The following is a 22185-nucleotide window of genomic DNA, read 5'->3' on the forward strand; positions in this document are numbered from 1 at the left end:
TACCCGGATGGACTCCGTCAACCTCCATGCTAACCTCCAAATGTACGGACCATTTCGTACATCAGTGAGGAGGATAGCTCTATGTTTCGGTTGAATAAGCTTGCCGCGACTGCAGTTGCGGTCGTTACGCTGGCCCTTACCGCCAGCGCGCAAGGTCAGATTGTCAAAACCCCCATTCCGGGCGACCCAGTACAAACAAGTTCCGGTCAGATCGCGGGCAAAATCTTGGATTCCGGCGTCAAAGCCTATTTCGGAGTGCCTTTTGCGGAGCCTCCTTTGCGCGACTTGCGCTGGCAGCCGCCCCAACCTCACACGGCATGGGACGGCGTTTACAACGCCGATCGCTTCGCTCCCGAATGCATGCAGTCACTTCGTAACAGCGACATCAACCATTATTTCGGCGAGGAATCTCTCTCCGAAGACTGTCTCTACCTTAACATTTGGGCCCCGGAAGACGCCAATGAGGGCGACGATTTACCCGTGGTCGTCTGGATTTACGGCGGTGGTTTTAATGTCGGTTCAACCAACATGGCCAATTATTCCGGTGAACAGCTGGCACAACGCGGTGTCATATATGTCGCAATTTCCTATCGACTCGGCGCAATGGGTTTCATGGCCCACCCACAACTGGCGGCGGAAAGCGACACTGAGACATCAGGAAATTACGGCTTGATGGATCAAGCATTCGCGCTGCAATGGCTCCAGGACAACATTGCAGCCTTTGGCGGCGATGCCACAAACGTTACGATTGTGGGCCAATCGGCGGGCTCAATGTCCCTGAGCGCACTTCAGGTCAGCCCGCTGGCTGAGGGAGCGTTTCACAAAATATTTGGAATGTCGGGGAGCGTCGTAAATTCTTTTGCGTCGCCCTATGAACAGGTCGAAGCTGCAGGTTTGCGTGCCCAGGAACAACTTGGAGCCACAAGCATCGAGCAGATGCACGCAATATCGGCCGACAAGTTCCTCGATCTTGAAGGCGTTCGCTTCGGCATTGGTATAGACGGCTATGTTTTGCCCGAACCGGCATGGACAGCTTTCGAAAATGGAAATTTCGCCGACGTTCCAATGGTCATTGGCTACACCAGAGACGAAACTTTCAATGGACTGGCCAGCGCGCAAGACGCCGAGGCATTGCGCAGCAGGGCACAGGAGATGTTCGGCGACGACGCCGAGGACATTTTGGCGCTCTACGATCTCGACGCAGAAAATTTCCGTCGTACGGCTGTCGATATCTCGCGTGACACGTCAATGGCCAGCGCAGTACGCGATTGGGCCATCGCGCAGACCACTTACGGTGATAGCCCCGTCTACGCCTATATCTACAGCCGCACGCAGCCCTACACTCAGGGTGTTGAGTTCGCTGACCACGACCCCGACACCGTGGGCGCTTATCACACGGTCGAGGTGCCTTATTTTCTCGATACGCTTGATAGCCTCAACATCTTCCGACAGACGCGCACATGGACCGACGCAGATTTGAAACTGCGCGATCAGTCGGCGGGCGCGCTAGTGGCCTTTGCTCAGACGGGAGACCCCAGTCTCGACGGGCTGGATTGGCCGACTTACGCCTTGGATGACGAACGCATTGTGAAATTTGATATCGGCACGATCGAAACTATCGACTGGCCCAACCATGAGGCCATGCAGATCGTTCACGAACAGCGTCTGAACCAATAGTACTCAAACTTCTCAGCATCTTGTTTGCCGTTCTCAAAGTGACGGTAAGTCGCCTTCAACGAAAAGGGCTCCTTCGGGAGCCCTTTTTGTTCCGGCGCCGTACGCCACCACACCACTGGAAAAGCCGACACCCCATGATCTGGGAACGTCCGGATTTGCCGAGTTTTTGCCAGTCGCGATTCCGTGATCGTAGACTTGTGTAACGATTTGCGATGCCAGCCCGAATTGCTGTTCAGGGTGTCGGGAACCGACGCCTTGAACCTCCAAAGGAAGGACATTGCAATGAATCGTCACTTGGCTTCAGCTGCGCTTGCTGCATCACTGGCCGCTGCCCTCGGAACTGCTGGCGCCGCGCCTGCCATTGCCCAGGACAGCATGGAAAAATGCTACGGCGTCTCGCTTGCTGGTCAGAACGACTGCGCGGCCGGCCCCGGCACCACATGTGCCGGTACATCGACAGTTGATTACCAGGGCAACGCCTGGACCCTCGTTCCAGCGGGCACTTGCGATAGCATGGAACTGCCCGGCGACCGCATGGGCAGCCTTGAAGCGCTTGAGCGCGATATTCCTGCCTGACCGGATTCAGCAAACGGAGCGCGGGACATTTCGCGCTCCGTTCCCAAAAAACGGGAGGCCAAGATGAACCGCTTTAATCGACTGCCCGATCGCGCAGGCGTGGGCCTTAAGGCAGAGCACTACGTTGAGATTTTAGAGAGCCGTCCAGAGCTTGGGTTTTTCGAGATTCATGCCGAAAATTATATGGGCGCCGGCGGCCCCCCTCATCGCTACCTTTCGGCAATTGCCGAAACCTACCCGATTTCTCTGCACGGCGTGGGCCTGTCGATCGGCGGCGAAGACAAGCTCGACAGCGTCCACTTGGCGCGCCTGAAGCACCTTATAGAAACCTACCAGCCCGCTTCATTTTCTGAGCATCTTGCCTGGTCGACCCATGACAGCGCATATCTCAACGACCTCCTGCCGCTGCCGTATACACCCGATACACTTGCACGCGTCTGCAGCCACGTAGATCAGGTCCAACAGACCCTCGGCGTACCCATGCTGCTCGAAAATCCTTCGACATACCTCCTCTTCGAAGAAAGCACGATCGATGAGGTCGAATTTCTTGCGACCATAGCCGAGCGCACCGGATGCGGTCTGCTGCTCGACGTCAACAACGTCATGGTCTCCACGGTTAATCACGGATGGGACCCTAAAGCCTATATCGACCGCTTCCCAATCGAGTTTGTCGGAGAAATCCATTTGGCCGGTTATGACGAAACCTTGGACAGTGCAGGCGCCCGCCTCCTGATCGACGCTCATGGCTCTGCTATTCGACCCGATGTCTTCGAACTCTACGTCCACACTCTGAAACGCACCGGCCCAATTGCCACATTGGTTGAATGGGATAATGACGTTCCCGATTTCATGACCTTGATGGGAGAGGCGCGCCTGGCCCAAACAGCACTCAAGAAAGCCCGACCCGTTTTGCCGGCAGCCGCACAATGAATACGCTGCCAATTTTCGCCCAAGCCGTTCAAAATCCTGAACTTGCGCTTCCTGAAGGGCTGACGAGTAGCACCGGGCAAAACGATCCTCTGCGTTTTGCTGTTTATCGCAACAACGTCCATGTTAGCCTTGTGGGAGCGCTCGGCAAGGGGTTCCCGGTCATCCGCCTGCTGGTGGGTGAAGAATTTTTCACCGCAATGAGCCGTGTTTTTGTCGGGCAAACCAAGCCGTCCTCGCCGTTGCTCTTCCAGTATGGCGCGAGCTTTGCCGATTTCATTCAAGATTTCGGACCAGCTGCATCCCTACCCTACCTCGCCGATATTGCGCGTCTCGAATACGCCTGGACCCAAGCATACCACGCGGCAGACGACCCCGTTATCACCACCGGTGAGCTCGGCCAACTTACACCTCACGGACTGCTCGAGCGTCGCCCCAAACTACATCCAGCCACTACGCTCGTCACTTCGCCATTTCCCATTGGTTCGATTTGGGAAGCCCACCAAGCAGGCCACCCGGGCAAGCTACCGTCCGGCACAGCAGAAACCGTGTTGATCACCCGTCCGCTCCTTGACGTTGTGGTGACAATACTGCCCGCCCACGATGTCGATTTCGCACGCTCATTGCTGAATGGCATGACGATTGGCGATTCAGCTGCGGCTTCAGCGACGACGACTGGATTTGATTTCGGGGCTGCGGTGGTCGGTCTGATTTCACTCGGTGCCATATCCGGTTTGGAGGAGTAGCCCAATGACGCCACCTTCGATGATAGCGCGAAGCGAACAGTTTATCGCCAGCGTTCCGACAGGGCTCGTTCTTCTGGCTCTGCGGTTCGCGCTGGCTGTCCCGTTTCTACGTTCGGGCCTGACCAAATGGGAGGCGCCGTTCGTAATCGCGCCAAGCCAATTTTATCTGTTCAGCCAGGAGTTTCGCCTCCACATCTTTGGAAATGCCTTTCCATATCCGTTTCCCACGCTCGCCTCCTATTTGGCGGCAACCGGGGAAATTGTGTTTCCCATCCTGCTCCTGTTGGGATTGGGCACACGCTTTGCTGCACTCGGTGTGTTGGTAATGACGGCGGTCATTCAACTCACGGTGCCAGAAGGCTGGGCAAATTTTCATCTGCCCTGGGCCGCAATGGCCCTTGCGCTCATGGCCTACGGGGGTGGTCCGTTCTGCGTTGACAGGTTGCTGATCAGAAGAAACCAACAATTGGGTCTAAACGGCACCCATCGCTGAGAAAAATGCCTCCGGGTCGTCTGCTTCGGTCAACTTCCCATTCTCAATCACGAGAAACCTGTTGGAAACCTCGCGAACGAAAGCGCGATCGTGCGAGACGAGCACACAACTGGCATCATGCTCGATGATTTCAGCAGCAAGCGCTTCCTGACCAGCAATGTCGATGTGATTGGTCGGTTCGTCCAATAGGTAGAAATTCGGCTCCATCAGCCGCAGTGCAAGCAGCCCCAGTCGCGCCCTCTGCCCGTGAGACAATCGCACACCCGAGACGCGATGAGCATCGGGATCAATACCGGTGGCCGCCAGAAGAGCGCGCGTTCGCTGATCGCCCTGCCCTAGGCCCGAAATGAACTCGAACGGGCTCTCATTTTCGGGCACAAGTTCGAGTGCCTGATCCATGTAACCAACGACAAGGCTCGGGGTTGCCTTGATCCCATCGATCATTTCACCGGATATCAGCACCCGCCGCAGCAGACGCACGAGACTGGTCTTCCCCGTGCCGTTTCTTCCCAGGAGAACGATCCGATCCCCTTGAAAGATATGAAGCTTGGGGATTGAAAAGAGCTTGCGCCCATCGGGCGCAGCAACCGTCAGCCCCTCGATAGCCATCAAGACTTTGGCGTGGGTTCCCCGATTGGCCAGCCTGATGTCGCCGCTACGCTCCTTATGCAGTACCTTTGCCTGCGCTTCGATTTTTTCCGCACGTTCGCGCAACTGCTTTTGCTTCTTCTGCAAAAGATCGCTGCCCGAATTGATGCCAATGTTTTTCAGCTTTGCAGACTGCTGACGCAGTTGCCCGGCTTCCTTCAGGTCACGTTCACGCTTCACAGCATCGCTTGCATCCTCTTGCTCCAACGCCCCACGTGCCCGGCTATAGGGAAGTGCAAAGTAGCGCGAAACTTCGGGCCGAAGGAACAACGTGCGGTTTGTTACTGCATCGAGGAAGCTTCGGTCGTGACTCGCCATGATGATAGGCACATCCCCGACGCCCGCAAACCACTGCTCGAGAAGCGCAATCTTCTCGAGATCGAGATGGTTCGTCGGCTCATCGAGGACCAGAATGTCAGGGTCGGAGACCCAGGCACGCATCAGCAGCATGAGCCTTTGCCAGCCACCACTGAGCGCACTTACAGGGAGCTTTCGTATGTCCTCGGGTGTGGAGAGTGTGTCGAACACGACGTCAACCCGCCAGCTCTCACTTTCCAGAGTCTGAACATCGAGCCCAGTCGCGACGGCATCGAAAAGGGTGATTTCGAGGAGTTCATTGGGTACGACTTGCGGCACAAGCCCAACTCTTGCGCCACGTGAGAGCGTTATCTCGCCTTTGGAAAGTTCATATTCGCCGACAAGGCATCGCAACAGCGTCGTCTTGCCAGCACCATTACCCGCAACAATTCCTACTCTGTCGCCAGAGCTTATGGTGAGGGTCAAGTCATGGAAAAGATTGGTTTTTGAAGTAAACGAAGCGGATTTCAGGGCAATCGTGGTCATTTCAGTCTCGAACATCGAGGGTGGCCTCAACCACCTATTCTGCCAGACCACATGAACTCATGCGGTCGCGATCAGGGCAGACCCGTGCGGAATTCGAAAACGAAATGTCCGGCGGCGGTCAGCCCTGCAACATGTGCTGCAGGGCGTGGACAGGGCCACGCTGACGGTGATGACGCCACTGTTCGATCACGCAACCCTCCTTTCGCTTTTCAGGTTCGACCAAAATTATGCACCAGCCCATCGGGATCGCGCAAGGGTCAGTTCGCAGTGCGGGGTGCGTATTTCGCCGCCAGCATCATGGCTGCCTTGCGGTCGATATCTGCGTACTGCAACACGCTGTCGGTCAAATACCCCTGAGCGTCCATCTGCACCCCATGGGCTTCGATAATCGCCCGGGCGTGAATCGGCTTCAGCGTTTCCCGATAATCGCGCTGCACAGCATTCTTGCCACTTGACTTGTGCGTCTCCGCCAATAGCCCGGCCGCTGTTTTCAGGCTGTCCTCGGTGACCGGTATTTTCATATGGGCGGCGAGCGCCTTGAGCTCGGTGATCGGAGCGGCCCGCAGATCTTCGAATTTTATGGCGTGGACCTCTGGCTGGCGCGTACCGATCCAGCTCGCCACATTCTGGCTCCATGAGCCTTGCGGCTCGGAAACACGGGATTTACCGCCGCGAACGCGACGATCTACCGTCATCATCGCCTCTATGATCCGCATTGGCTGCATGCCGCTTACATCGACAAGGGCTGCGGCCACATCGAGCGGCGAACGGACAATGTATGTCCCGCCGATTGAGACCTTGGCATTGAAGGTCGGGTGCCCGAAAAACGTCCCCCGGATTGCGTGCGTACGCACCACTGGCAACCCCCTGGTGTCGCGCGACAGCAGTTCATGCACCTGCGGCCGCGCCGCTGCGACTTCCTCTTCAGCAAGGCTGCCGGCATCTTTGCCTGTCACTTCCTTGTAAAAGCGGCCATGGGAATCGAGCGGTATGATATTATCGATATTGCGCATATCGATACGTTTTGGCGGATTGGGTTGAGCCAGCGCGATCATCAGGAATATCGCCGATCGCAACCAATTGCCTCCTGATCGCGGATAGGAGGCAACAAAATAGAGCGGACGAATGGGCTTTGCCTGCTGATCGGACACGGCGGACTCCTGAACTGTGAGCATTAGTTATCTGCAGCACAGCGCACGCGCAACCGCGCGGCGGATTTCAGGCAAGAAAAAACACTGCCGCCAGCCCAGGCAACAGCACGGCCTTGGGCAGATAAAGGTGGGCAAGCCGGTACGCAGAACTCTTCAATCCGGCCTGCAGCCACCTAAACACTTCGTGCCCTGCCCCCGACACCTGATACGCAGCGCCTTGGGAAATTCGTGCACGCATACGGCAACTCCAAACACATGAACCGTATGGGGAATTCTTATCGCAAGGGACTTAAAGAAGTGCTGATGAGACACAAACCGAAGGTAAACTCGACCACAAATCTTGACCCCCAATGTGTGCCAGGATGAGAAAGTCGCGCGCATTCAAGAGCTGCCATACCGGAACTCAATCCTGTTGAAACACCTTGGACTCTGTGGTGTTTCCGCCCATACAAGCCACCATATGATAGTCAAGAATGACATCTGATTCGCTTGGCAAGAATTTTTGAGGCCCATGACCGACGACAACGATCTTTTTGGCGTCACGCCCCCGCAACCTGCCACCGAGCCGCAGCGTTCCACGCCGGCCCGCACGCCTGCGCCATCAGGCTCCTATACGGCGGCAGACATCGAGGTTCTTGAGGGTCTTGAACCGGTCCGACGCCGACCTGGCATGTATGTGGGCGGCACCGACACGAACGCGCTGCATCACTTGTTCGCTGAAGTCATCGACAACTCGATGGACGAAGCGATTGGCGGACACGCCACCCGGATCGAAGTTCACCTGGGTGAAGACGGCTACATTACCGTTGTCGATAATGGTCGTGGCATCCCAGTCGACAATCATCCCAAGCAGCCACATCTCTCCGCCCTCGAAGTCATTATGACCACACTCCACGCCGGCGGAAAGTTTGACTCGAAAGCCTATGAAACATCCGGTGGCCTGCATGGCGTTGGTGTTTCCGTCGTCAACGCTTTGACTGACGATCTTCAGGTTGAAGTCGCGCTGGATCAGACGCTCTACCGGCAGACCTATTCGCGCGGCAAGCCGACCTCGAAACTGGAAAACATGGGCCGCGTCAACAATCGCCGCGGAACAACGATCCGCTTTCACCCTGATGCCGAAATTTTTGGGAACGCGGCGCGCTTCGTTCCCGATCGTGTTTTCCGCATGACCCGCGCGAAAGCTTATCTTTTTGGAGGCGTTGAGATTCGCTGGTCGTGCGACGAATCTCTGGCCACAGCGGAAGTTCCGGCCAAGGCAGTCTTCCACTTCCCGGGCGGTCTACGCGACTTCATCGAGCGACGCATCGAAGGCAGGACACGTATTCTGGACGACGTGTTTTCTGGGAGAACCGGAAAACCGGGGAGCCACGGGTCGGTCGAATGGGCAATTTCCTGGTTTATCGGCGACAGCTTCACTTCGTCATACTGCAATACGGTGCCAACGCCTGATGGGGGCACCCACGAGGCAGGGCTGCGCACCGCGCTGCTGCGCGGCTTGAAGAATTACGCCGACATGGTTGGCAACAAACGCGCTTCGGTGATCACGTCAGAGGATGTCCTTGGACATTGCGGATCCATGCTGTCGGTCTTTGTCCGCGAACCCGAGTTCGTTGGCCAGACCAAAGACAAGCTGGCGTCCGGAGAAGCGACTCGCATCGTTGACAACGCCATCCGCGATGCATTCGACCATTGGTTGACTGCTTCCCCTAACCAAGCCAACAAGCTGCTCGAATGGACGATAGAGCGCGCCGAGGATCGTCTACGCCGCCGCAAGGAAAAGGAAATCGACCGCAAGTCGGCGACGCGCAAACTTCGCCTTCCGGGCAAGCTGGCCGATTGCAGCCAGACAGCCGCCCAGGGTGCCGAACTGTTCATCGTCGAAGGTGACAGCGCCGGGGGCAGCGCCAAGCAGGCGCGCGACCGGTCAAGCCAGGCGGTCTTACCTTTGCGCGGAAAGGTGCTCAACGTCGCGGGCGCCAGCCGCGACAAGCTTGCTGCCAACCAACAGATCGCCGATCTCCTGCAAGCGCTTGGCGTTGGTGCGCGTGACAAATACCGCGAGGACGATCTTCGTTACGACAAAATCATCATCATGACTGACGCTGACGTCGACGGCGCTCACATCGCCTCGCTATTGATGACATTCTTCTACCAGGAATTGCCTCAGTTAATCGAAGGCGGACATCTTTTTCTCGCCCTGCCCCCGCTCTACCGGCTCTCGCAAGGCGCCAAGACAGCCTATGCAATGGACGACGCCCATCGGTCCAAGCTGATGGAAGAAGAATTCACGGGCCGTGGCAAAGTCGACGTCACACGCTTCAAGGGGCTCGGCGAAATGCCTCACGCGCACTTGAAGGAAACGACAATGAATCCCAAATCAAGGACATTGCTCGAAGTACGCGTCGTCTCCGATCGCGCGGAAACCACCGATACCGTTGATCGGCTGATGGGAAACAAGCCCGAGGCACGCTTCGAATTTATTTCCGAAAAAGCCGCTTTTGTGACCGAAGTCGATGTCTAGACGGTTGTTGGCGAGCTTGCGTTAATCTTGATGGCCAAATCAAGATTGACTTGAACCCAAGGTAGTTTATGGTCCCGCTCGTCAGAGGCCATACCCGTTCGCTTGCACGTTCCGCGTGCAGGTTTGAGCTAAGTGTGGATGAAAGTGTACCGATTTCCGCTGGCGACACGTCGAGAAAGAACGAACCGGCAGCCTGCCGCACTTCTTCTTTGTTCTCTGACCCGAACATGATGGACACCCGATTTGACTGTTGAATTCTCCGAGCTCGGCTTGGGCGACAAGGTCACCGAAGCGGTCGCTGCAGCCGGTTACACCACGCCAACCGACATTCAGGCCCAGGCCATTCCCCACGTCCTCGAAAAGCGGGACTTGATAGGAATCGCCCAGACCGGAACCGGCAAGACGGCCTCTTTTGTTCTGCCGATGCTTTCGTTGCTCGAAAAGGGCCGAGCCCGAGCCCGCATGCCGCGCACCCTTATTCTGGAGCCGACGCGCGAGCTGGCCGCTCAGGTTCACGAAAATTTTGAAAAATACGGCAAGAACCACCGTTTGACCGTCGCGCTGCTGATCGGCGGTGTATCGTTTGAAGAGCAAAACAAGAAGCTGGATCGCGGCGCAGATGTACTGATCGCCACGCCCGGCCGCATGCTCGATCACTTCGAGCGCGGTCGCCTGCTCCTTACTGGCGTCGACATTCTCGTCATTGACGAAGCCGATCGCATGCTCGATATGGGATTCATCCCCGACATCGAACGCATCTGCTCATTGCTCCCGCAGCGCCGCCAGACGCTGTTTTTCTCGGCCACCATGCCGCCAGAAATCCAGAAGCTGACGCAGCGCTTTCTGCGCGATCCAGTCAAGGTTGAGGTTGCCCGCCAGAATTCGACAGCCGATACAATCAAGCAGGTGCTGCTCAAAGTGGGCAAGACGCCTGCGGAAAAGCGGGCAGCTTTGCGCGACCAGATCCGCGACGCCAAGGATCTGCAGAACGCCATCATATTTTGCAATCGCAAACGTGATGTGGCCACGGTCGCCCGTTCGCTTGAACGCCACGGATTTGACGCTGGGGCTCTGCACGGCGATATGGATCAGAAATCACGTACGGAAACGCTCGATAGCTTCCGGGCCGGCTCTCTTGCCATCCTGGTGGCGTCCGACGTCGCCGCTCGCGGCCTCGATATCCCCGCAGTGAGCCACGTATTCAACTTCGACATACCGACGCACGCCGAAGACTATGTTCACCGTATCGGTCGTACCGGTCGCGCTGGCCGGTCCGGCACTGCGATCACGCTTGTTGGTCCCGGCGAGACCAAGTACGTCGATGCGATTACAAAGCTTATCCAACGCGATATCGCTTGGGATGACGCATCGGCCAAACGTTCCACGCCAGATGTGCCAAAGGGTGAAGAAGCGCCCAGTAGCCGTAAGCGCGGACGACGCACACGCGGCAAAGACGATAAGCTTGTAGCAGAAAAGCCGGCAGCCGAGCCAGTTGCAGAGACGCAAAAGCAGACCAAACCGGTCGATCAGGCTCCGCGACAACGCCGCGAACAACCTCGTCGTGCCAGCAATGATGACGGCCCTGCCAGCTTCAAGTCCGAAGGCCACATTCCAGCATTTCTTCTCAGGCCTGCCGGCAAGCAGGCCTAATAACACTCTGCAAAAGTGTGTCGATCAAAGCTCGCAAATTGCTCGACATACGCCAAAGTGAGCCGACCGATGCGCTGTCATGCAAGTTTGGTGTGGACAGGCGCACTTCGACACACTAGCTAGAAAACGTTCCATGCCGGGGGGCTCTTGGAAGCGATCGGAACCTTGTTATTGTTGCCGCTTGCAACCTGTACTGCAATCTAAATACTCAATCTGCATTTCGCCGTTCTTCGGACGCGGTTTGAGTGTTGAACTTGGCTTAAGGCGCCCTTAAGCCCTGCCGGACTACGATTTGCCTAGAACAGGTGATGGTTGACGCAACGTGACGAACCTGGACTTTGATCGCGCATCAGGCTTTTCCAACGCAGCACTTGCAATGCTCAAGCGCGCGCACATTCCGCCGTTTCCGGTCTATTTCGAGCTCTTCTATACATATGCTACCGGTTCGAACGTTGAACTCAACACGCAGATAAATGCTATCCTGACGCGGTCAGGGACAATCAGCATTGATGAAGCGACGCAACTTTGTGAGAAGTTTCTCAAAGTCTCGAATATGGACGAGAAACTGCGCGCGATGTCGCAGGTGATGAGCCGCAAGATTACTGACGTTAACCAGGCAATCGACGTCGCGATGGTTTCGGCCAATTCCTATTCAGGCTCACTTCAACAAGCTACCGGCGATCTTACGGTCGGAGGCATCGATGAAGACGCACTAAAAATGCTATCCTCGCGCCTGCTTAAAGAAACCCGCCGGATGCAGGACACGAACCGGCGACTTGAAGCCGAACTCGAAAACTCAAAAGACGACATTTCAGTGCTCCAGCGAGACCTCGACGAAGTGCGCAAGGAGTCTATGCTTGATCCGCTGACCAAGATTCCAAACCGTAAGTGCTTCGACGAGCAGTTCTCAGCCGACCTTGAGCGTACGCACGCACAGGACGCTACGATGTCTCTACTGTTGCTCGATATCGATAACTTCAAAACATTTAACGACACCTACGGCCACCTTACCGGCGACCAGGTCCTGCGCCTCGTAGCGCACGTACTCAAAGCCAACCTCAAAGGGCGGGATATGCCTGCGCGTTTTGGCGGCGAAGAGTTCGTTGCTATTCTGCCTGAAACCGAACTCGACGGTGCCATCACAGTTGCAGAAAACATCCGCCGCTCGGTGCAGGCAAAAGAGCTTCTCAAGCGCTCAACAAACGAGAAACTGGGACGCATCACCTTGTCAGTGGGTGTCGCGCAATGGCGCCCGGGCGACACCGCCGCAGCTCTCATCGAGCGCGCCGACAAATGCCTGTACGCAGCAAAGGGCGCTGGGCGCAATCGCGTAATGTCGGAGCGGGACATTCCCGGCCTTACCGGCTCGTCAACCGATGTAGCCTAGTTACAGTCAGGCAGTTGCTTCGGCGCGCGCCCGCGCAAGGTCGGCAAGGTCGGCAGGTTTAAGCTGCACGCTTTCCCCGCACCCACAAGCGCCTTCCTGATTCGGATTGTTGAACGTGAATCCGGATGACATCCGGGTTTCTTCAAAGTCCATGACCGTTCCCAGCAGGAACAGCGTCGCTTTGGGTTCGATCCACACCTCGACACCTTTGTCACTGATATGATCGTCGCCAGCGACAACGTCTTCGACATAGTCGAGTGTATACGCCATGCCTGCACAGCCAGCGTTCTTGACACCAACCCGTACACCGATGACGGGCTTGTCGGTGTCTTCGATGATTTCCCTGATGCGTTCGGCTGCGGCATCAGTGAGCTGCATGATCGCAAAAGCCATTTTCACCACCAATTGAGCGCGACTTGCGCTTCCTCGCTCATCCGATCCGGCCCCCAGGGCGGATCGAACACCATTTTCACGTCGACGTCTTGAATGCCCTCGACCGTACGCGCGGCGTTTTCGACCCAACCTGGCATTTCACCGGCCACGGGACACCCCGGCGCCGTCAACGTCATGTCGATGGTTACGTTGCGGTCGTCATCGAGATCGACCTTGTAAATCAAACCGAGTTCGTAGATGTCGACGGGAATTTCCGGGTCGTACACCGTCTTGAACGCAGCAATCAGGTCAGCGGTAATGCGCGCGACCTCGTCGCTGGGAAGCCCTTTCCCGCCTGCAACCAGGCTCTTGGCTTCGTCTTCGGTCTTTTCCGGTGCTGTATCAGTCATGACGGTCCAGTATCAAAAAAAGGATTGTGCTTTTTCGACAGCTTCGACAAGCGCATCTACATCGTCCTTGCCACTATATAGTGCAAAGGATGCCCGACATGTAGAGGTAATGCCAAATCTTTGTAGAAGTGGCATCGCGCAATGCGTTCCGGCGCGCACAGCTACGCCGTAGCGGTCCAGAATTGTCGATACGTCGTGTGCGTGAGCGTTCTCGAGCATGAACGAAAAAATTCCGCCATTGCCCGACGCAGGTCCGATCATGCGCAGGGAGTTGATCCGCGAGAGTCGTTCACCGGCATAGGCGGCGACCTCGTGCTCGTGCGCTTCGATGGCATCGCGACCCAGGTTATCGATATAGTCGATGGCTGCGCCCAAGCCAATTGCCTGTACGATCGGTGGAGTACCGGCTTCAAAACGATGCGGAGGACCATTATAGCTCACCGCATCCTGAGAGACCTCTTCGATCATCTCTCCGCCGCCAAGAAACGGCTGCATCTCGGCCAGCAGTTCAAATCTTCCGTACAGAACGCCTACACCGGTTGGCCCATAAAGCTTATGGCCGGTGAAGACGTAGAAATCCGCGCCAATGTCACGAACGTCGACCTTGGTGTGCACAGCTGCCTGACTTCCGTCGATCAGCACCGGAATGCCGCGGGCGTGAGCAATGTCTACAATCTTCTTGGCAGGATTGATTGTACCGAGCACGTTTGACATGTGCGTGATTGCGACCATCTTGGTGCGTTCGGTCAGTGCTGCCGAGAAGGCTTCAAGATCGAAGCTGCCGTCATCGGCTACATCCACCCACTTGATGACCGCGCCCTTGCGCTCCCGATGAAAATGCCAGGGCACAATATTTGAGTGGTGCTCGGCTATGGAAATGACCACCTCATCGCCCTCCCCGATCCGAGGACCGGCAAATGACGATGCGACAAGGTTGATGGCCTCTGTCGTCGAGCGCGTGAATACGACCTCTTCGACCCGCTCGGCATTGAGAAACGCCCGGACTTTTTCTCGCGCGCCCTCAAAGGCTTCTGTGGCCCGATTGGCGAGCGTATGCAGCCCCCGATGCACGTTGGAATATTCGTGCCGATACGCATAATCCATGCGATCGAGCACCTGCACCGGCTTTTGCGCTGACGCACCAGAGTCGAGATAAACCAACCGCTTGCCGTGGATTTCCTCACCAAGGATGGGGAAGTCCGCGCGGACCGACGCGAGATCGAAAACCATCAGGCACCTTTCTTGAGCCAACGCTCCACGACACCTGAAAGCGCTTCGGCAACATACTCGTCCTCAACGGACCCGGTAATTTCCTCCAGAAACGCGCGAATGAGCATGGTTTCGGCATCGGCCCGAGCGATCCCGCGGCTCATCAGATAGAAGAGCCAGGTTTCATCCAGATCTCCGCACGTCGCCCCGTGTCCACATACGACATCGTCGGCAAAGATTTCCAATTCGGGCTTGGAGAGGATTTCGGCTTCGTCGGAAAGCATCAACCCTTGCATCATCATTTTAGCGTCGGTTTTCTGGGCATCCACAGCAACATTGATCTTGCCCTGGAACACAGCACGGCCACGACCCCGAGCGATTTGCTTGTAGATCTCGGAAGACGTCGTGTTGGGAACGCCGTGTGTGATATCGATAGTGATATCGCGATGCTCGTCGGTATCGACAACGTTCAGTCCAAAGAAATCGCCATGGGTCCCCTCGCCTACGAAGTCGGCGAACAGATTCGCACGGGCAAGATGAGCGCCCGCGTTGATGACAACGGATTTGACATTCGCTTCAGCACCAATCCGATACTCGACAGTAGCGAAATGAGTTGCCTGACGCGCAGAAAGATCGACAAGCACATGGGTAACCTCGGCGCCATCACCGATGGCCACGTAGCTGCCCGAATTGCCCATATGCGCTGCATCGCTGCCAGATATCGTTTCAATCACAGTGGCCTTTGCACCAGGAGCGATGGAAATCTTGGCGCCCGACTGCACGTGGGCAGCAGGTCCTTCCATTCGACGGTCGATGTGAATCACCGGGTCCACCGAGCCGGAAAGCTCAAGGTTCAGCGACTCCGAAACAAGTGCCGCGTTTAACCGCACGAGCACATCGTCCCGTGTAGTCAGGACCGATCCGGCGGACTTGCCCACGATCACTCCTGCAGGAGCCGTCGAAGTTGACTGAACCACGCCGTTGGCAATCACGATTCGATAGGCACCGGGAATGTCGATGGCTGGCGCGCTGGAATCGTTGGCCACTTCCGCCAGCGGCGGAATCTGGCCGAGCAGTGTTTTCAAATCGGTATAGTGATAGCTCTCGACCCGGCGTGTTGGCAGCCCGATGACGCGCAACCGCTCGGCTGCATCCTTGGCTCCGACGCTCTCGAGCTGGGAGACGAGACTTTCCTCGGCGCCGCTTAGCCGGACAGGCGTTTGAATATTCACAGCGATACCCCTCAGGCCGCGTTGGATTCGTCGAAGTCGGCATAGCCCTTGGCTTCGAGTTCTAGCGCCAGCGACTTGTCGCCGGTTTCCACGACACGGCCAGCCGAGAACACATGCACAACGTCAGGCACTATGTAGTTCAAAAGGCGCTGATAGTGAGTGATGACCAGCATCGAACGCTCTGGCGAGCGCAGCTTGTTGACACCCTCTGACACCACCTTGAGCGCGTCGATATCCAAACCGGAGTCCGTCTCATCGAGAATGCAGAGCTTTGGCGCCAGCAATGCCATCTGTAGAATTTCGGCGCGCTTTTTCTCGCCACCTGAGAACCCGACATTGAGCGGGCGCTTGAGCATGTCCTGCTTGATTTCGAGCAAACCCGCGGCATCCTTTACCGCGCGCATGAAATCGGGCGTCGAGAGTTCACCCTCGCCGCGTGCCTTGCGCTGCGCATTCATGGCTGCCTTGAGAAAGGTCATGGTCGCAACGCCAGGGATTTCAATTGGGTACTGGAACGCCAGGAACACGCCAGCTGCAGCACGCTCATCAGCCTCCATTTCAAGAAGGTCCTTACCGTCAAGAAGGATTTCGCCTTCGGTGACCTCATAGTCTTCCTTGCCGGCCAGCACGTAGGACAGCGTAGATTTGCCCGAACCGTTCCGGCCCATAATCGCGTGTACTTCACCGCGATTAAGGGTCAGGTTCACACCCTTGAGGATCTCGTTGTCCTCGACGCGAACATGCAGGTTCTTGATCTCAAGCAACGGGGTGCTCATTTTTCGTCTCCGATATTTTCGCCATCGAGATACTCGAGGCTCGTTTCTTCTCTTCCGATGTAGCGAAAGCGCCGAAGTTTCGTGCCTTCCACTGGGCGGCTCATCACCTGGAATTTCCCGCTGTCGGGATATTCACAGACGTCGATATCCGCCTTGGACGAAATCACCAGATACTTCAGTGTTTCCGTCCCGGTATTGATCAATTGGTGCGCGTAGCTGGCATCACCGACTGGCGCGCCAAGCACGTCGCCGCCCTTCACCTTGTAAGTCTCTCCGCCGAACCGATAGTCACCCTCGCCTGAAAGGATGACCAGCATCTCGTCTTCGGCGTGATGGACATGATAGGGACACGCTGTCTTTCCCGGCGCCACCTCGGTGTAAGCGCAGCCCAGCCGGGTCAGTTGGAGAATGTCCCCAACATAAGCGTCGTGGGATTCAAACCAGCCTTGATCCGCATTGCGTTCAAGCTCAGCGTCCGAAAGGCGCAAGACTGGATTGTAAGTTCCCCCCATCAGCCAACGCTGCCTTCGAGCGAAATGCCAATCAGCTTCTGGGTTTCGACCATGAATTCCATTGGCAGGTGCTGCAGCACGTCACGAACGAACCCATTCACGATCAGAGCCACGGCTTCTTCCTCGCTCAGTCCACGCTGCAGACAGTAGAACATCTGATCGTCGGAAATCTTCGAAGTGGTCGCTTCGTGCTCGAAGACCGTCGAAGAATTGCGGCTTTCAATGTAAGGCACCGTATGCGCACCGCACCGATCACCAATCAGAAGGCTGTCGCACTGGGTGAAATTGCGCGCGCCAGTAGCCCGGCGATGCGATGATACCTGACCGCGATAAGTATTGTCCGAATTCCCCGCAGCGATGCCTTTGGAAATAATGCGGCTCGATGTGTTTTTGCCCAGATGGACCATCTTGGTCCCACTGTCGACCTGCTGCTTTCCGTTCGAAATCGCGATCGAATAAAACTCGCCACGCGACCCGTCACCACGCAGGATGCAGCTTGGATATTTCCAGGTGATCGCCGAACCGGTTTCCACCTGCGTCCAGGAGATCTTGGAGTTCTTTCCGCGACAATCGCCACGCTTGGTGACGAAATTGTAGATGCCGCCCTTGCCGTTCTTGTCGCCGGGATACCAGTTCTGAACCGTCGAGTATTTGATCTCGGCATCGTCCAGAGCGACCAATTCCACGACAGCGGCGTGAAGCTGATGCTCATCACGCATCGGCGCGGTACAGCCTTCAAGATAGCTCACATACGAGCCTTCTTCGGCAATTATAAGCGTGCGCTCGAACTGACCGGTGTTTTTCTCGTTGATGCGGAAATATGTCGACAACTCCATCGGGCAGCGTACACCCTTGGGAATGTAGACAAACGACCCATCGGTAAACACGGCCGAATTGAGCGTAGCGTAGAAATTGTCAGTCACCGGAACGACGGTACCGAGGTATTTCTTCACCAGTTCTGGATGCTCACGCACTGCTTCGGAAATCGAGCAGAAGATAATGCCCTGCTTGGCCAATTCCTCACGGAACGTCGTTACAACCGAGACCGAGTCGAACACCGCATCGACAGCGACGTTGCTGCCAAAGGGCGTGCCTGCCGCTGCCTCTTCGCCCTGAACGCCTGCCAGTATTTTTTGCTCTGAGAGTGGGATGCCGAGCTTTTCATATGTGCGCAGCAGCTCGGGATCGACCTCGTCCAGCGACTTGGGACCAGAGGTGCTCTTGGGTGCAGCGTAGTAATACTGGTCCTGAAAATCGATTTCAGGGTACGACACACGCGCCCACGTCGGTTCTTCGAGCGTCAGCCAGCGCCTGAACGCTTCCAGCCGCCATTCGAGCATCCATTCGGGCTCATTCTTCTTGGCCGAAATAAACCGCACGGTATCTTCGTTGAGGCCTTTCGGCGACTTTTCGGATTCAATGACAGTCTCGAAGCCGTACTTGTATTTGTCGACGTCAAGCGCCAGCACCTGATCGACCGTATCACGATCGATATTTTCCTTGAGGGTCGGAATCCCATAATCGGACATCAATAATTCTCCTGGTGCTAAGCTGCTGCGCCATTACGGCGATGGCGGCTCAGAACGGTTTCGAACGCCCGGAAAAAGGCGTCAATATCCTCGGCGGTCGACGACCAGCCGAAACTGACCCGAAGGCCACATTCACTCAATTCGGATGCCACCCCCATCGCGCTGAGCACGTGAGAACGCCCCACTTTGCCAGACGAACAGGCCGAACCCGACGAAATTGCGATGCCAGCCAGATCGAGGCTCATCATCGCCACTGTATTTTTGATACCGGGCACCGCAAAATTTATCGTGGTACCCACACGCTCCGCGCCGTACGAAAAAATAACGACATCCGGAGCCACTCTTGTCAGCCGGCTTTCGAAGTCGCCAACCAGCTCCGCGGCGCGCGCGTTATCGAAAACTGTGGCAAACTCTGCGCAGGCCGCGCCAAAACCAGCGATCAGGACTGCAGATTCTGTACCGCCGCGACGGCCCTGCTCCTGCCCACCACCGGGAATCAGGCGCACATTGTCAGCATGCCCTTTAACCAGCAGCGCACCGATGCCGGCAGGCCCACCGATCTTGTGCGCCGATACAGCCATCATATCGGTAGCCGAACTGGCAAAATCCAGATCACGCTTCCCAAGAGCCTGCACTGCATCGATGACGAGAATATGAGGCGAAGGCCCGATCAGCGATTCAAGCTTTGCACGCGGCTGAACAACCCCGGTCTCATTGTTGATCCACGAAACTGCGACCAGAAGTTTTTCACCGGCTGCACCGGCAGTGTCTGCAAGCAGAGCCAATGCATCGAAATCGATAACACCGTTCTCGTCGACCCCGATTGTGCGAACAGAAACGCCACAAACCTCAGCAGCCTTCAAAGCAGCAGCGTGATCGGTAGCGCACACCACCACACGGTCAATCTGAAATGCCTTTACTCCACCAACTATAGCTTGGGTAATAGCTTCAGTCGCCGAGCCTGTGAACACCACCTGCTTGGTTTCAGCACCAGTCGCCCGAGCCACAGCGTCGCGCGCATCGTCGATAACGGCACGCAGCGCCCGCCCCGGGCCGTGGACGGATGAGGGATTGCCCACCATTTCGAGCGCAGCCAGCATTGCTGCGCGAACACGCGGCAGCATGGGCGCCGAGGCGTTATGGTCGAGATATGCGCTCATCGATCCAACATCTCGCTGCATTGAAACCCGGCAAAAGGTCGCTGCAACAAACAATCCTTGAAATTCGACTCGCTCCTTAAGTACAAGGAGCGCTCAAAGGCGCCGGGAACTCCGGCAAAAATCCGTTTGGAATTATTCTAAACTGGTTTTCTAAGTCAGTTTTATGGACACCTGCACCATTCGTCAAGCCGGGTCCGCGGGCGCATGGCTCCCATGCGGAGCCGAACTAAAGCATAAGGTAAGAGTCAATGCCTGAAGTGATTTTCAACGGACCCGAAGGGCGTATTGAGGGCCGGTATCAGCCGGGCAAGGAGCCCAACGCACCCGTTGCGATCATCCTTCATCCTCATCCCCAGTTCGGGGGAACGATGAACAACCAGATCGTCTACAATCTCTTCTACATGTTCGTGCAGCGAGGCTTTGCGGTCTTGCGCTTTAATTCGCGTGGCGTCGGGCGCTCGCAGGGTCTCTTTGATCACGGCGTCGGCGAACTCTCCGACGCGGCGGCGGCGCTCGACTGGCTCCAGGCCCTCAACCGCGAAAGCCGAGGTTGCTGGATTGCCGGCTTCTCGTTTGGTGCATGGATCGGCATGCAGCTTCTGATGCGTCGGCCCGAAGTGGAAGGTTTTATTTCGGTTTCGCCGCCGGAAAACCTTTATGACTTCTCATTCCTGGCCCCCTGCCCGTCGTCGGGTCTCATCATACATGGCGACAAGGATCGTGTGGCACCGCCCGAATCCGTACAGAAGCTGGTGGACAAGCTGAAGCTTCAAAAAGGCATCACTATCGAGCAGCAGATTGTTCAGGGTGCAAACCACTTCTACGAAAACAAGACCGATGAGCTGATCGAGGCGTGCGGTGAATATCTCGACCGTCGCCGGGCCGAGATCGCCGCCGGCGGCGGACGCTAACCCTGCGATCGTTTCGGCGCGCTTTCCCTTCTGCGGAGAACGCGCCGGACAGTTTGCGAAGCTCATCCTGGGCGTAAGGGCGCCCGACTGACGGGATGATTTCGAGCCAAACCCGCCCTGCTTGGCACTGCACGGCAGCTTCAATGCTCTGGAATCAAGACCAATGACCCAATTTAAGTCCGAATTTCTCAATACGCTCACCGAGCGCGGCTTCATCCACCAGATTTCCGATCCCGAAGGACTCGACAAGAAGTTCTCGACCGAGATCGTAACCGGCTACATCGGATACGATCCGACGGCGGCCTCGCTTCATGTCGGCCATCTCATGCAGATCATGATGCTGCATTGGATGCAGAAGACCGGTCATCGCCCCGTTGCGCTGATGGGCGGCGGCACCGGCATGATCGGCGACCCGTCCTTTAAGGATGAAGCCCGCAAGCTGCTGACCGTCGACGGCATCGCGGCCAATATCGAAGGCATCAAGCAGAAGTTCGCCAATTTCCTCGAGTTCGGCGACGGCCCACAGGACGCCGTAATGGCCAATAACGCCGATTGGCTGCTTGAGCTCGGCTACATCGAGTTCCTGCGTGATGTTGGCCGCCACTTCTCGGTCAACCGCATGCTCAGCTTTGATTCGGTCAAGACGCGCCTGGATCGCGAACAGTCGCTGAGCTTTCTCGAATTCAATTACATGATTTTGCAGGCTTACGACTTCGTTGAGCTCAATAAACGCTACGGCTGCACATTGCAGATGGGCGGTTCCGATCAGTGGGGCAATATCGTCAATGGCCTCGACCTTGGCCACCGTATGCTCGATACCCAGTTCTACGCCCTGACCTCGCCGCTCCTGACCACGGCATCCGGTCAGAAGATGGGAAAGACCGCGAACGGCGCAGTCTGGCTCAATGCCGATGCGCTCTCGGTCTATGACTTCTGGCAATACTGGCGCAACACCGAGGATGCCGACGTTGAACGCTTCCTCAAGCTATTCACCACCCTGCCCCTTGATGAGGTCGCCAGGATCGTCGCCGGCACTGCCACCGATATCAACGAGGCCAAGAAAGTGCTGGCCACCGAAGTGACGGCGCTGGTCCATGGTCGGCAGGCGGCTCAGGATGCGGCTAACACTGCCGTTGCGGTTTTTGAGGCCGGTCAGCTCGATCTTTCACTTCCAACCATTCAAATTGGCTGGTCGGCTCTTCGCGGCGGGCTGGGAATTCTTGCCGCTACAGTTACCGCCGGCCTCGCTTCGTCCAATGGTGAGGCGCGCCGACACATCCAGGGTGGTGCACTCAAAGTCAACGATCAGACGGTAACCGACGAAAAGATGAGCCTTGGCCAGGATCAGGTATTGAGCGAAGGCGTCATTAAGCTCTCTATTGGCAAGAAGCGCCACGTGCTCCTAAAACCGGTCTGACCAAACAGCGCATCGCCAGACTATCTAGGGCCGGG

At 56.6% G+C, this 22185-nt stretch carries 21 protein-coding genes; 10 read left to right on the top strand and 11 right to left on the bottom strand.

Translation table 11 applies throughout. The annotated features are described in order from the left end of the window. Positions 1-81 precede the first annotated feature (81 nt). From ACN0TA_RS08495 to ACN0TA_RS08515, 5 genes are all read left to right on the top strand, one after another. On the top strand, positions 82-1677 hold the full coding sequence (locus ACN0TA_RS08495; RefSeq protein WP_417581723.1) for a carboxylesterase/lipase family protein: 1596 nt from the start codon (positions 82-84) through the stop codon (positions 1675-1677). 282 nt (positions 1678-1959) lie between these two features. Continuing rightward, positions 1960-2253 carry a DUF2282 domain-containing protein gene (locus ACN0TA_RS08500; RefSeq protein ID WP_417581725.1) on the top strand — a complete coding sequence of 98 codons (294 nt, stop codon included), beginning with the start codon at positions 1960-1962 and terminating at the stop codon, positions 2251-2253. Between the two features lie 63 nt (positions 2254-2316). Next, positions 2317-3183 carry a DUF692 domain-containing protein gene (locus ACN0TA_RS08505; RefSeq protein ID WP_417581727.1) on the top strand — a complete coding sequence of 289 codons (867 nt, stop codon included), beginning with the start codon at positions 2317-2319 and terminating at the stop codon, positions 3181-3183. Then, positions 3180-3926, top strand: coding sequence for a DNA-binding domain-containing protein (locus ACN0TA_RS08510; RefSeq protein WP_417581730.1), 747 nt, complete (start codon positions 3180-3182; stop codon positions 3924-3926). Before ACN0TA_RS08505 ends, ACN0TA_RS08510 begins: the two co-directional genes overlap by 4 nt. A gap of 4 nt (positions 3927-3930) precedes the next feature. Then, entirely contained in the window at positions 3931-4419 is a 489-nt protein-coding gene (locus ACN0TA_RS08515; protein WP_417581731.1) for a DoxX family protein, read from the top strand. Here ACN0TA_RS08515 and ACN0TA_RS08520 read toward each other — a convergent pair. From ACN0TA_RS08520 to ACN0TA_RS08530, 3 genes are all read right to left on the bottom strand, one after another. After that, positions 4399-5910 (bottom strand): ATP-binding cassette domain-containing protein, encoded by a 1512-nt coding sequence (locus ACN0TA_RS08520; protein WP_417581732.1) that lies wholly within the window; start codon positions 5908-5910, stop codon positions 4399-4401. The two genes, ACN0TA_RS08515 and ACN0TA_RS08520, sit on opposite strands and share 21 nt — an antisense overlap. A 257-nt stretch (positions 5911-6167) precedes the next feature. After that, complete coding sequence (locus tag ACN0TA_RS08525) at positions 6168-7061, bottom strand: sulfotransferase domain-containing protein (protein WP_417581733.1); 894 nt, start codon at positions 7059-7061, stop codon at positions 6168-6170. A gap of 67 nt (positions 7062-7128) precedes the next feature. Then, positions 7129-7299 carry a hypothetical protein gene (locus tag ACN0TA_RS08530; RefSeq protein WP_417581734.1) on the bottom strand — a complete coding sequence of 57 codons (171 nt, stop codon included), beginning with the start codon at positions 7297-7299 and terminating at the stop codon, positions 7129-7131. Positions 7300-7572: 273 nt separating this feature from the next. On the opposite strand from ACN0TA_RS08530, the gene parE reads away from it, so the two are divergent. The 3 genes from parE to ACN0TA_RS08545 all read left to right on the top strand — a co-directional run bounded on the left by parE (position 7573) and on the right by ACN0TA_RS08545 (position 12622). Next, the gene (gene parE / locus ACN0TA_RS08535; RefSeq protein ID WP_417581735.1) at positions 7573-9585 is read left to right on the top strand and encodes a DNA topoisomerase IV subunit B; all 2013 of its coding nucleotides are present in this window, start codon (positions 7573-7575) and stop codon (positions 9583-9585) included. A 243-nt stretch (positions 9586-9828) separates the two neighbouring features. Then, positions 9829-11235 carry a DEAD/DEAH box helicase gene (locus ACN0TA_RS08540; RefSeq protein WP_417581736.1) on the top strand — a complete coding sequence of 469 codons (1407 nt, stop codon included), beginning with the start codon at positions 9829-9831 and terminating at the stop codon, positions 11233-11235. A gap of 322 nt (positions 11236-11557) precedes the next feature. Then, complete coding sequence (locus ACN0TA_RS08545) at positions 11558-12622, top strand: GGDEF domain-containing protein (RefSeq protein WP_417581738.1); 1065 nt, start codon at positions 11558-11560, stop codon at positions 12620-12622. Positions 12623-12628: 6 nt separating this feature from the next. On the opposite strand, the gene ACN0TA_RS08550 is transcribed toward ACN0TA_RS08545, so the two are convergent. The 8 genes from ACN0TA_RS08550 to ACN0TA_RS08585 are packed head-to-tail and all read right to left on the bottom strand — an operon-like array spanning position 12629 to position 19822. Continuing rightward, positions 12629-13015, bottom strand: a complete 387-nt coding sequence (locus tag ACN0TA_RS08550; protein WP_417581740.1) for a HesB/IscA family protein — start codon at positions 13013-13015, stop codon at positions 12629-12631. Positions 13016-13017: 2 nt separating this feature from the next. Then, positions 13018-13404 (bottom strand): SUF system Fe-S cluster assembly protein, encoded by a 387-nt coding sequence (locus ACN0TA_RS08555; RefSeq protein WP_417581742.1) that lies wholly within the window; start codon positions 13402-13404, stop codon positions 13018-13020. Between the two features lie 12 nt (positions 13405-13416). After that, entirely contained in the window at positions 13417-14634 is a 1218-nt protein-coding gene (locus ACN0TA_RS08560) for a cysteine desulfurase (protein ID WP_417581744.1), read from the bottom strand. Then, on the bottom strand, positions 14634-15845 hold the full coding sequence (sufD, locus tag ACN0TA_RS08565) for a Fe-S cluster assembly protein SufD (RefSeq protein WP_417581746.1): 1212 nt from the start codon (positions 15843-15845) through the stop codon (positions 14634-14636). The genes ACN0TA_RS08560 and sufD overlap by 1 nt, the downstream gene beginning before the upstream one ends. Positions 15846-15856: 11 nt before the next feature. After that, entirely contained in the window at positions 15857-16609 is a 753-nt protein-coding gene (gene sufC / locus ACN0TA_RS08570) for a Fe-S cluster assembly ATPase SufC (RefSeq protein ID WP_417582106.1), read from the bottom strand. Between the two features lie 8 nt (positions 16610-16617). Then, positions 16618-17133, bottom strand: a complete 516-nt coding sequence (locus ACN0TA_RS08575; protein WP_417581748.1) for a cupin domain-containing protein — start codon at positions 17131-17133, stop codon at positions 16618-16620. Beyond that, on the bottom strand, positions 17133-18662 hold the full coding sequence (gene sufB, locus ACN0TA_RS08580; protein WP_417581750.1) for a Fe-S cluster assembly protein SufB: 1530 nt from the start codon (positions 18660-18662) through the stop codon (positions 17133-17135). The genes ACN0TA_RS08575 and sufB overlap by 1 nt, the downstream gene beginning before the upstream one ends. A 17-nt stretch (positions 18663-18679) precedes the next feature. Continuing rightward, positions 18680-19822: a cysteine desulfurase family protein gene (locus tag ACN0TA_RS08585; protein ID WP_417581752.1), complete on the bottom strand. Its 1143-nt coding sequence runs from the start codon at positions 19820-19822 to the stop codon at positions 18680-18682. Between the two features lie 248 nt (positions 19823-20070). Here ACN0TA_RS08585 and ACN0TA_RS08590 point away from each other — a divergent pair, with 248 nt between their 5' ends. Both ACN0TA_RS08590 and tyrS read left to right on the top strand, forming a co-directional pair. After that, complete coding sequence (locus ACN0TA_RS08590) at positions 20071-20733, top strand: alpha/beta hydrolase (RefSeq protein WP_417581754.1); 663 nt, start codon at positions 20071-20073, stop codon at positions 20731-20733. Positions 20734-20896: 163 nt separating this feature from the next. Further along, positions 20897-22150, top strand: coding sequence for a tyrosine--tRNA ligase (tyrS, locus tag ACN0TA_RS08595; RefSeq protein WP_417581756.1), 1254 nt, complete (start codon positions 20897-20899; stop codon positions 22148-22150). Positions 22151-22185: the final 35 nt, after the last annotated feature.

The organism is Pelagibacterium sp. (assembly GCF_048264985.1).
In the GTDB taxonomy this organism is placed as follows: domain Bacteria; phylum Pseudomonadota; class Alphaproteobacteria; order Rhizobiales; family Devosiaceae; genus Pelagibacterium.